Here is an 11,500-nt window from a genome sequence, read left to right on the forward strand (position 1 = left end):
CCTCTGTGGGGCTGTGTTTAGGTTTAATCCGGGGGGCGGCCGGCGCGTCCCGTGGGGCTTGGGGGGGGGGGTGGGCCGGCCTTGCCTTTTCTTTTGCCGGGGCGCCCCCCCCCCCCCCCGGGGGGGGGGGGGGGGGGGCCCTCGCCACGGACGACATGCTTGCGGACGCGCCCCACCCCCGACCCCTCCCCTGAAGGGGAGGGGAGCATCTCATGTCATTCCGCTTCAGAAGCGATCCGCGTCCATGACCTTCGTCCAGGAGGCGACGAAGTCGTTCACGAACTTCTCCTTGGCGTCGTCGGCGGCATAGACTTCCGCCACGGCGCGCAGTTCGGAGTTCGACCCGAAGATCAGGTCGACCGGCGTCGCGGTCCAGCGGGCAGCGCCCGTCGCGCGGTCCTTGCCCTCGTACAGGCCCGGCGTCGCCGACTTGGTCCACACCGTGTCCATGCTCAGCAGGTTGACGAAGAAGTCGTTGCTCAGCGTCCCCGGACGGGTCGTCAGCACGCCGTTCTTCGACCCGCCGCTATTGGCGGCCAGCGCGCGCATCCCGCCGACCAGCACGGTCATTTCCGGCACGGTCAGGTCCAGCGAGTCCGCCTTGTCGACCAGCGCCTCTGGCGCGCTGACTTCCGCCTTGGGCCCGTAATAGTTGCGGAAGCCATCGGCGACCGGTTCCAGATGGGCAAAGGATATGGGGTCGGTCTGCGCCTGGGTGGCGTCGACGCGGCCGGGCTTGAACGGCACGCTGACCGTCATGCCCCCGGCCCGCGCGGCCTGCTCGACCGCCGCATTGCCGCCCAGCACGATCAGGTCGGCCATCGACACCTGCCGTCCGCTACGGGCGAAGTTCTTCTGGATCGCGGTCAGCCTGGCCAGCACCGTCTTCAGCTCGGCCGGATCGTTGACCGCCCAGCCCTGTTGCGGGTTCAGGCGCAGGCGCGCGCCGTTCGCCCCGCCGCGCATATCGGTGCTGCGGAAGGTCGAGGCGGAGGCCCAGGCGGTGCGGATCAACGCCGGACCCGACAGGCCCGATGCCAGGACCATCGCCTTCAGCCGGGCCTGATCCTCCATACCGATCGGTGCGAAGCTGGCGGCGGGCAGGACGTCCTGCCAGACATAGGACTCGGTCGGCACGTCCTTGCCCAGATAGCGCGCACGCGGGCCAAGGTCGCGATGGGTCAGCTTGAACCACGCGCGCGCAAAGGCCTGGGCGAACAGGTCGGGATTCTTCTGCCAGCTCTCCAGGATCTTGCGGAAGGCGGGATCGTCCTTCAGCGCCATGTCGGTGGTGAACATGATCGGCGCGTGGCGCACCCCCGGCAGATGCGCGTCGGGCACCAGCTGCGCCGCCGCCGGATCGGTCGGAATCCACTGGGTGGCGCCCGCCGGGCTCTTGGTCTTCACCCAGTCATAGTTGAGCAGATTGTCGATATATTGGGTGGTGAACTGGGTGGGCGTCGCCGACCAGGCACCTTCCAGGCCCGAAGTGATCGTGTCCTGGGCATTGCCCTTGCCGCACCTGTTGGCCCAGCCCAGGCCCTGCTGCTCGATGGCGCCCGCGGTCGGCTCGGCGCCGAGGCACGGCTTTTGGGCATGTGCGCCATGCGCCTTGCCGAAGGTGTGACCGCCCGCGATCAGCGCCAGCGTCTCCTCGTCGTTCATCGCCATGTTGCCGAAGGCGCGGCGGATATCGGCGGCGGCACCGATCGGATCGTGATTGCCGTTCGGACCTTCCGGATTGACGTAGATGAGGCCCATGGTGGTCGCCGCCAGCGGACGCTTCAGCGTGCCGTCCGCCTTAGTGCGCTCAGTACCCATCATCTTGGTTTCGGGGCCCCAGTAGACGACGTCCGGCTGCCACGCATCGACACGACCACCGGCAAAGCCGACCGTCTTGAAGCCCATATCCTCCAGCGCGACATTGCCGCTGAGCACCATCAGGTCGCCCCAGCTGAGCTTGCGGCCATATTTCTGCTTGATCGGCCAGACCAGGCGCCGGGCCTTGTCCAGGCTGACATTGTCCGGCCAGCTGTTCAGCGGGTCGAAGCGCTGCTCGCCACCGTCCGAACCGCCGCGCCCGTCACCGGCGCGATAGGTGCCCGCGCTGTGCCAGGCCATGCGGATGAAGAAGGGGCCGTAATTGCCATAGTCGGACGGCCACCAGGGCTGCGACCTGTGCAGGACGCGGCGGATGTCGGCCTTGACCGCCTCCAGGTCCAGGCTGTTGAACTCCTTCACATAGTCATAGTCCGCACCGTAGGGATTGGCACGGGTGTCCTCATGCTGGCGCAGCGCCGTCAGGTCGAGGCGGCTGGGCCACCAGTCGCGGTTCGTCATGCCGCCGGGGCGGGCGACGACCGGCGCGGGCGGGTCCTGCGTCACGGTCTTGGCGGCGGTCGGCGCCTTGGGCTGGGGGCGGTCGGTCTGCTGCGGCGCGCTGGTCAGCGCGGCCATCATCGCGATCAGGGAAACGGGTGCAATCGGCATGGGGGCCCCTTTGGTCTGTTATTCGTGTTGCGGGGGGCGATTAGAAAACCGGGTCTCGATGGCAAAGCGAGATAACCCGATTACAGTCATCGATTGCATGGTGCGGTGCAGTAGCGTTGAATGCGCGACGGGATTGCGGAGCGCGCCGCTATTCTGGCGCCCAGCGACACGCCTTGCAAACTCCGACAAATGTGAATTATGATCGCGCTTATAACATAATGCTTTCACAGAAGAGAGTGGCGCGGGTGGCGAAACCCGAGCGGACGGACTTGAGGGTGCCGGTACGAGCGACCGGATCGATGGCAGGGAGAGCGAGGGATGAAGGCGAACAGACGCGAGATGATCGGGGGGGCGATCGCGGCGGCGGCACTGGCGCCCGCAGCGGCCTCGGCAGTGCCCACGGCGCCGCAGGCCATGGGAGCGGGGCGTGCGCTGAAGGTGCCGCCGCCCTCGCGCTTCACGCCGGACTGGGCGTCGCTGACCGCCGGCTACAGCGTGCCCGACTGGTTCCGCGACGCCAAGTTCGGCATGTGGGCGCACTGGACCGCGCAGTGCGTGCCCGAACAGGGCGACTGGTATGCCCGCGAGATGTATCTGCCCGGCAGCCGCGCCTATAACCATCACCTGAAGACCTATGGCCACCCCGCCGATGTCGGCTTCATGCAGATCCAGAACAAGTGGAAGGCGGACCGCTGGGACCCCGGCCGCTTGCTCGACCTCTACAAGAAGGCGGGCGCGAAATACTTCATGGCGCTGGCCAACCATCACGACAATCTCGACGCCTATGATTCCAAATATCATGCATGGAATACGACGCGGGTGGGGCCGCGCCGGGACATCGTCGGCGAATGGGCGAAGGGCGCGCGTGCGCGGGACCTGCGCTTCGCCGTGTCGAACCATTCGGCCCATGCCTGGCACTGGAACCAGCCCGCTTATGGCTATGACCCGACCGGCCCGCGCGCGGGGGAGCGCTATGACGCCTATAAGCTGACCGCCGCGCAAGGACGCGGGCAATGGTGGGAAGGGCTCGACCCGCAGCAGCTTTATACCGGCCGCCACATGCCGATGCCCGATGGCATCCGTACCGAGGCGGAGGCCAATGCCTGGCACGAGGCGACCGACCGCGTATGGAACGAGGGGGTTCCAGCAGGCTCGAACTTCGCGCCCAACTGGCTGCTCCGCGCCAAGGATCTGGTCCAGAAATACCGGCCGGACATGGTCTATTTCGACAATTTCGACCTGCCGCTGGAGCAATATGGCCTGGATTTCACATCCTGGTTCTACAACCAGTCGATACAGTGGAATGGCGGCCGCCTGGAGGCCGTCGTCACCAGCAAGATGACGCCGCCGCAGCGGCGCACGGGCATCGTCGACGATGTCGAGCGTGGCGGCAAGAATTACATCGAGCGCTTTCCGTGGCAGACCGACACCTGCATCGGCAACTGGCATTATGATATCGAGACCTATCGGAACGACGGCTACAAGTCGGCGGCGACGGTCATCCACACCTTGTGCGACGTGGTGTCGAAGAACGGCAATCTGATGCTGTCGGTGCCGATGCGCGGCGACGGGACGATCGACGACAAGGAAGAGAGGATCGTCAACGACATCGCCGAATGGATGGGCCGTTATGGCGAGGCGATCTATGCCAGTCGCCCCTGGAAGCTGAACGGCGAAGGCCCGACGCGCGGCAATTCGGGCAATTTCTCCGAAGGCGGTCCCAAGTCCGCCTATACCGCGCGCGACGTGCGATATGTGACGCGCAACGGCAATCTCCATGCGCTGGTGATGGGCTGGCCCGAGGACAATATCGCGCGCATGACCCTGCTGGCGCAGGGCAACCCGACCATGCCGGGCCAGATCCAGCGGGTGACGTTGCTGGGCGACAATAGCCCGCTGCCGTTCAAGCGCACCGCCGAGGCACTGGAAGTCACGCTGCCACTGGGCGTGCGGCATGAGATCGGCATTCCGCTGATCATTTCGGGCAACGGCGTCACGGCTTGATGACATAAGGGGCCGTTTCGGGGGGGGGGCCCTTTCGTTGGCCTCTAAGCGGCCTCTAATTGGTCAGGCAAATGAGCTTTACAGCTTGAGCCGCCGGGTTAGACTGATCCGATAACCATGGGGGTGGGCGGATGAAGCGGGCACGGATCACGGTCATGGGCGCAGGCCTGGCATCGTTGCTTGGCCTCACCGCTCCCGCCCAGGCTGCCGAGTTCGACCTGGTGCGGGCTAGCCTGTTGGCCGCCCCGGACGGTGAGGGGACGACCCGTATCGCCGCCGAGCTTCTGGCCCGCGATCTGACCGGGCTTGGCGGGCGGCCTGGCGCGATCGTCGAGGATGTGGCGAACTGCGCCCCGATGTGCATCGTGATCGGAACGACGGCTTCGCCGATCGTCCAACGGCTGGCGGCGGAGGGCGGGGTCGATCTGTCGCCGATCAAGGGTGGCTGGGAACGCTATGTCCGCGCCGGGGTCCGCGTGGCGGGGCGACGCTATTTGCTGATCGCCGGATCGGACGCACGCGGCGCCGCTTATGGCGTGACCGACCTTTCCCGTGCGCTGGGCGTGTCGCCCTGGGAATGGTGGGCGGACGTCACCCCGCGCCGTCGTAACCGGATCGCCATCGATGACGCCGCCTTCGTCTCGCGCGAGCCGTCGGTGAAGTATCGCGGCATCTTCCTGAACGATGAGGATTGGGGGTTGGAGCCCTGGGCGGCCAAGACCTTCGATCCGCAAAGGGGCAATATCGGCCCCAAGACCTATCAGCGCGTTTTCGAGCTGATGTGGCGGTTGAAGGCCAACACGCTGTGGCCCGCGATGCACTCGATCTCGACGCCCTTTTTTGGCGATCCGGGCAATGCGCCGCTCGCCAAACGCTATGCGATCGTCATCGGCAGCTCCCATGCCGAGCCGATGCTTCGCAACAATCTGCGCGAATGGGACGAGGGCCAGCGCGGCGGCTTCGACTTCACCCGGCGGCCTCAGGCGATCCTGGATTACTGGCGCGAGCGGGTGGGCGAGACCAGGGGGCAGGAGGCGTTCTACACGGTCGGCCTGCGCGGCCTGCATGACGGGCCGATGCAGGGGGTAACGACCACGGCGGCGCGGCGCAGCATCCTGGAGGACGTGGTCGGGCGGCAGCGTGGCCTTCTGGCCGACACGCTGGGCAAACCGGCGGCGCAGGTTCCGCAACTCTATGTGGCGTACCATGAATTGCAGGAGGCCTATGACGCCGGGCTGACCCTGCCGGGCGACGTCACGCTGATGTGGACCGACGACAATTACGGCTATCTGCGGCGGTTGAGCACGCCCGAGGAGCAGAAACGGCCGGGCGGGGCGGGGGTCTATTATCACTTGTCCTATTGGGGGCGGCCGCACGACTATCTGTGGCTGGGCACGACGCACCCGGCGCTGATCCGTGAGGAGATGGGGCGCGCCTGGGCCACCGACGCGCGGCGCATCTGGGTGGTCAATGTCGGCGACATCAAGCCGATCGAATATCTCTCGCAATATTTCCTCGATCTGGCCTTCGACGCCAAGCTGCTGGACCAATCGCCGCGCGAGCATCTGCGCCGCTTCATGGCCGAGCAGTTCGGCGATGCGGAGGCGGGCAATATCGCCGATGTGATGATGCGCTTCTATGACTTGGCCTGGCCGCGCAAGCCCGAGTTCATGGGCTTCGGCCAGACCGAATGGGTCACGCCCAACCGGCCTAGCGCCTATGTGCAGTCGGATGGTGAGGAAGCACAGGCGCGGGTCGCGGCGTATCGCACGCTCGCGGCGCAGGCCGAGGCGATCGGTGTGCGTATCGCGAAGGATCGGCAGGACGCCTTTTACGAGCTGGTCCTCTATCCGGTGCGCGGCGCGGCGGGGCTGAACACGCGCATCCTGTCGCTCGACCTGGCCGAGCTGTACGCGCGCGATCAACGCGCCAGCGCCAATGCCTATGTCGCGTGGGCCAAGGCGGCGCATGCCGGGCTGGTCGCGGACACGGTGCGCTACAATGCGCTGGCCGGGGGCAAGTGGCGGGAGATGATGGACATGGCGCCGCGCCGCCTGCCCGTCTTTGCCGAGCCGATGTGGCCGAGCTGGCGACCCTCGACGCAGAAGGGCTGCGCCACCGGGCATTGGGGCGCATGGATCGGCGATGAGAATGTCCTGACTTTCACCCGTGGCGTTCCAGCCGAGCGACCCGTGACCCTGTATCAGCATCAGCCGCAGGCGACTTCCTGGGCCGTAAGCGACATGCCGGCGGGCCTGTCCTTGTCGCAGCGCACGGGCGAGTTGAACGAGCGCGGCGGGTATGAGCAGCGGTTGACGCTGCGTTATGACGGCAAGGGCGCGGTCGGGCCGGTGACACTGCGCTGCGGCGAGCAGCCGGTGGTCGTCCATGCAACCACGCTCGCCCCGCCCAAGGCAGAGCCGGGCACGGTGATCGAGGACGAACGCCGCGTCACCATGCCTGCGCTCGCGGCGCGCTATGGTGGAGATTGGGAAGCGATCCCCGACCTCGGCAGCCAGCATGGCGCGTTGCGGGCGAAGCTGACCCTGCCGACGCGTGGCTCGGCGGCGCAGGGGACGCCCGCGACATGGCGCTTCGCGACCATGACCGAGGCTGGCGCGACCCTTCGCGTCGTCGCGCTGCCGACCCATCCCCGCGATCCCGCGCACGGCTTGCGCGCCGCCGTCCGGCTGGACGATGGCGAGTGGCAGACGGTCGATTTCGCGACCACGGGGCGCAGCGATCAGTGGCGGCAGAATGTCCTGACCAACACCGCCCTCGTAACCCTGCCGCTCAAGAGCTTCGCCGCCGGGCATCACCGGGTGGCTATCGTGCCGCTCGATCCCGGACTGACCCTCGATCGTGTCGAGCTGGTGCTCGATGGCGCCCGCCCGCTTTACGCGCCCCTCCCGGAGACTGCCCGATGACCGTGACCCGCCGCACCCTGCTCGTCAGCGGGCTGGCCGCGCCCGCGCTGGGCACGCCCGCCCTGGCGGCGAACACCCGGCTCGACCTCGACAGCGGCGATGCGCCCGCGCCCTTCGACGCGATGCCCGAACCGCCATTCGTTTCCGACCCGGGGCTGCTCCGGCTCGATAGCGGCTGGCTGTTCCACAAGGGCGACATCGCGGTGCCGCCGATCCTGGGGCATGAGGAAAGCTACCAGAATGCCAAGGCCGGGATCGCGCAGGGGGCGGCGGCGGTCAGCTATGACGATAGCGACTGGCGCAGCGTCGAACTGCCGCATGACTGGGCGATGGAGGAGGTGGTCGATCCCCAGGCCAATGTCGCGCAAGGATACCGGCGGCGCGGGATCGGCTGGTATCGTCGCACGCTGAAACTGCCCAGCGAATGGCGCGGCCGCTATCTGGAGGTGCAACTGGGCGCGGCGGCAACCAATGCCAGGGTCTGGTTCAACGGTGTGCTCGTGGCGCACAGCTTCAGCGGCTATACCGCGATCCTGATCGATATCACCCCCTATGCCCGGTTCGGCGAGGAGGTGAACACGCTGGCCGTCCGCGTCGATGCCGAGACGATGGAGGGCTGGTGGTATGAGGGCGCGGGGCTCTATCGCCACAATTGGCTGGCGGTGCGCGACGGGGTGAGCATCGTCACCGATGGCCTGCACGCCGATCCGCGTCGCGAGGGTACGGGCTGGACGGTGCCGGTCGCGCTGACCGTCTCCAACATCCAGAAGACGGCGGCGACCGTGCGAGCCGAGGCAGTGCTGATCGACCCGGCGGGCCGGACCATCGGCCGGGCGGAGACGGACGTGACCGTCGATCCGCTCAAGACCGCCGAGGCGAAGGTTACGATCCCGGTTACATCGCCGCGACTCTGGTCGGTCGACCAGCCGACGCTCTACCGGGTGGAGACGCGGCTGCTGCGCGACGGCAAGCCCATCGACGCTCGTGCCACCCGGATCGGTTTTCGCGAGATCCGCTTCGATGCAGGCACCGGTTTTTATCTCAACGGCGTGGCGACGAAGATCAAGGGCGTCTGCGTCCATCAGGACCATGCCGGGGTCGGCGTCGCCATGCCCGATGCGATGTGGGAGTGGCGCATCCGGCGGCTGAAGGCGATGGGCTGCAACGCGCTGCGCTGCTCGCACCATGCGCCCGCGCCCGAACTGCTCGATGCCTGCGACCGGCTGGGGATGCTGGTCATGGACGAGAACCGCAACTTCAACCCCAGCCCCGACTATCTGCGCCAGCTGGAGTGGCTGGTCCGCCGCGACCGCAATCACCCGAGCGTCTTCCTCTGGTCGGTCTTCAACGAGGAGCCGATGCAGGGCACCGAGCAGGGCTATGAGATGGTCCGCCGCATGGCAGAGGCGGTGAAGCAACTCGACACCTCACGCCCCGTCACGGCGGCGATGAACGACGGGATGTTTTCGCCGCTCAACGTGTCGGATGCGGTGGATGTGATGGGCTTCAACTACCAGCATCGCCGCTATGACAGCTTCCATGCGGCGCATCCGACCAAGCCGATGACCAGTTCGGAGGATACCAGCGCCTTCATGACTCGCGGTGTGTGGAAGACCGACATGGCCGCGCATGAAGTCAGTTCCTACGACACCGACGCTGCCGAATGGGGCCTGACCCATCACGAAAGCTGGCGGATGATCGACACGCGGCCCTTCGTCGCGGGGACGTTCGTGTGGACCGGTTTCGACTATCATGGCGAGCCGACGCCGTTCGAATGGCCGACGACCAGCAGCGTGTTCGGCATCATGGATCTGTGCGGTTTCGCCAAGATGGCCTTCCATCTGCGCCGCGCACAATGGGTGGACGATGCGCCCGCCCTCGCCATCGCGCCGCACTGGACCTGGCCGGGGCGCGAGGGGCAGGCGATCCGGGTGCTGGCGCTGACCAATGCCGAGACGGTCGAGTTGCGCCTGAACGGAAAGAGCTTAGCCACGAAGACGGTTGACCGGCTGGCGATGCCCGAATGGCAGGTGCCCTATAGCCCCGGACGGCTTGAGGCGGTCGGCTACCGCGCCGGGCGGGAGGTGTCGCGCACGGCCGTCGAAACGGCGGGGCAGCCGGTCGCGTTGAGGCTGGTCGCGGATCGTGGCGGGATGCTGGGCACGGGCAGCGACGTCCAGCCCTTCACCGTGATGGCGGTCGATGCGCGCGGGCGGGTGGTGCCGGATGCGGACGCAGCGGTGAGCTTCCGGGTGACGCGGGGTGTGGTGATCGGGGTCGGCAATGGCGATCCCAATGATCATGACTCGGAAGTCGTGCCCGCGCGTCGCCTGTTCCACGGGCTGGCCCAGGCGCTGGTCCGGGCCGAGGCGGGGGCGGGGACGCTGACGGTCGAGGCGACCGCGCCGGGCTTGAAACCAGCGCGGGCCACGGTGCGGGTGATTGCCGCCGAGCCTCTGCCCGCACTGCCTGCGACGCGCCCCGTCGCGATGCTGACCGACTGGAAGCGGAGCGACTTCACCGCGACCCGGCCCGATCCGTTGCGACGTTATGCGGGCAACGACATGAACAGCCTGGTCTATGCACGGCCCGGACGGCTGGAGGGGCCGGGCGAGGGCGTTTGGTCGACTTATCGCACCAGCTTCAAGCCGCGCCGCCGGGTCGCGGAGCAGGGTGGCGCGGTGGTCTTCGCCGAGGTCGTCGGGCGGGCCGAGGTCTGGGTCGATGGGGTGAAGCGGGCGGAGAAGACGGACTTTGGGGCTGCGCCGCTGGTGGTGCCGTTCCCGGCCGGGGCGGGCGAGCGGCAGGTCGTGCTGGTCGTGGAGGCGGCGCCCGGCAAGGCTTCGGGCCTGGGGCGGACGATTTCGGTTCGGGAGAGGTGACCCGTGCGCTTCGACTTCGCTCAGGTTGAACGGTATGCGGACCTCCGTTCAGCCTGAGCGAAGTCGAAGGCCAAGGGTCAAACCTTCAAGATAATCCCCTTGCGATCCAGCACCCACCCGAACCCGCAGCAGATCAGCGTATAGGCCAACGCGCAAAGCAGCGAACCCACCGGCCCTGGCGCGACCGGCTGGAACGCGTTGAGGCCGACCCAGGTATAGAGCCCCTCGCCATCGACATGGATCAGCTCCAGCACGACGACGAGCAGCTCGGAGAACAGATAGATGGCGAGCGGATTGCGACCCAGCATCTGGAGGAAGGACCGCCCGACCTTCACGCCGCGTATCTCGACCAGCCACAGCACCGCGCCCAGCAGGATCAGGTCGATGCCGACGGTCAGCGCGACAAACGAGCCGGTCCACATTTTCTTGCCGATCGGCAGCATCGGCGACAGCAGCAGCGCCACGACGACCAGCCCGGCCCCGATCGCCGCCAGCCGCCCGACGGTCGCCGCGTGCTTGCCCCAACGCTGGATGGCCAGCCCTGTCAGATAGCCCGCGATGACATTGGCGGTGGCGGGCAGGGTGCCGAGCAGTCCCTCGGGATCGAAGCCGTGATCCTTCTTGTAAAGATGTTCCGGTCCGATCAGCCACAGGTCGAACAGCGTGCCCGCATTCTTATACCGCCCGAACGCCTCGCCCGCCGGGCTGAGGCCGACCAGGATCGCCCAGTGCGCGACGACCAGACCGATCGCGACCATCACCAACTGGCTGGGCTTCAGATAGCGCGCGCACAGCGCCCCCAGCAGATAGCAGAGCGCAATGCGTTGCAGCACGCCGGTCAGCCTTGTGTCGGCAAAGGGCTTGGCGACCCAGCTGCCGTCCGGCTGGTGGGTGACGAAGGGGAACCAGTACATCAGCACGCCGAGCAGGAAGATCAGGGCGGCCCGTTTGAACACCCGGCGCAGGAAGACATGTTCGGGCATCGGCCGGGTCAGCGCGAAGCTCATCGCATTGCCGACCGCGAACAGGAAGCTGGGATAGATCAGGTCCGCCAGCGTGAAGCCGAACCACGGCGCGTGCTGCAACTGGGTAAAGGCCCCGCCCGCGCCCGCCGTGTTGACCACGATCATCAGGAAGATGGTCGCGCCCCGGAACATGTCGAGCGAGGCGAAGCGCTCGGGTCTGGCGGTCATGGTC

At 67.1% G+C, this 11,500-nt stretch carries 5 protein-coding genes; 3 read left to right on the forward strand and 2 right to left on the reverse strand.

What is annotated here, in order from left to right; all coding sequences use genetic code 11:
* Nucleotides 1-225: 225 nt before the first annotated feature.
* Nucleotides 226-2,457, reverse strand: a complete 2,232-nt coding sequence (gene katG / locus GGQ89_RS16355; RefSeq protein WP_380772976.1) for a catalase/peroxidase HPI — start codon at nucleotides 2,455-2,457, stop codon at nucleotides 226-228.
* Between the two features lie 351 nt (nucleotides 2,458-2,808).
* Between katG and GGQ89_RS16360 the strand changes: the two genes are divergently transcribed.
* From GGQ89_RS16360 to galA, 3 genes are all read left to right on the forward strand, one after another.
* On the forward strand, nucleotides 2,809-4,494 hold the full coding sequence (locus tag GGQ89_RS16360) for an alpha-L-fucosidase (RefSeq protein ID WP_184106460.1): 1,686 nt from the start codon (nucleotides 2,809-2,811) through the stop codon (nucleotides 4,492-4,494).
* 131 nt (nucleotides 4,495-4,625) lie between these two features.
* A complete protein-coding gene (locus tag GGQ89_RS16365) occupies nucleotides 4,626-7,421 on the forward strand; it encodes a glycosyl hydrolase 115 family protein (RefSeq protein WP_184106461.1) in 2,796 nt (931 codons plus the stop codon).
* Nucleotides 7,418-10,303, forward strand: coding sequence for a beta-galactosidase GalA (galA, locus tag GGQ89_RS16370; protein ID WP_184106462.1), 2,886 nt, complete (start codon nucleotides 7,418-7,420; stop codon nucleotides 10,301-10,303). Before GGQ89_RS16365 ends, galA begins: the two co-directional genes overlap by 4 nt.
* 77 nt (nucleotides 10,304-10,380) lie before the next feature.
* Here the strand turns inward: galA and GGQ89_RS16375 are convergent, their stop codons facing one another.
* Nucleotides 10,381-11,496, reverse strand: coding sequence for an acyltransferase family protein (locus GGQ89_RS16375; protein WP_184106488.1), 1,116 nt, complete (start codon nucleotides 11,494-11,496; stop codon nucleotides 10,381-10,383).
* Nucleotides 11,497-11,500 lie beyond the last annotated feature (4 nt).

Origin of the sequence: Sphingomonas yabuuchiae (assembly GCF_014199595.1) — a bacterium.
Taxonomy (GTDB): domain Bacteria; phylum Pseudomonadota; class Alphaproteobacteria; order Sphingomonadales; family Sphingomonadaceae; genus Sphingomonas; species Sphingomonas yabuuchiae.

Coding starts and splice junctions, on each gene's coding strand:
- katG (WP_380772976.1), bottom strand. CDS start 2,457: ATGGCCGCGCTGACCAGCGCGCCGCAGCAGACCGACCGCCCCCAGCCC.
- GGQ89_RS16360 (WP_184106460.1), top strand. CDS start 2,809: ATGAAGGCGAACAGACGCGAGATGATCGGGGGGGCGATCGCGGCGGCG.
- GGQ89_RS16365 (WP_184106461.1), top strand. CDS start 4,626: ATGAAGCGGGCACGGATCACGGTCATGGGCGCAGGCCTGGCATCGTTG.
- GGQ89_RS16375 (WP_184106488.1), bottom strand. CDS start 11,496: ATGACCGCCAGACCCGAGCGCTTCGCCTCGCTCGACATGTTCCGGGGC.
- galA (WP_184106462.1), top strand. CDS start 7,418: ATGACCGTGACCCGCCGCACCCTGCTCGTCAGCGGGCTGGCCGCGCCC.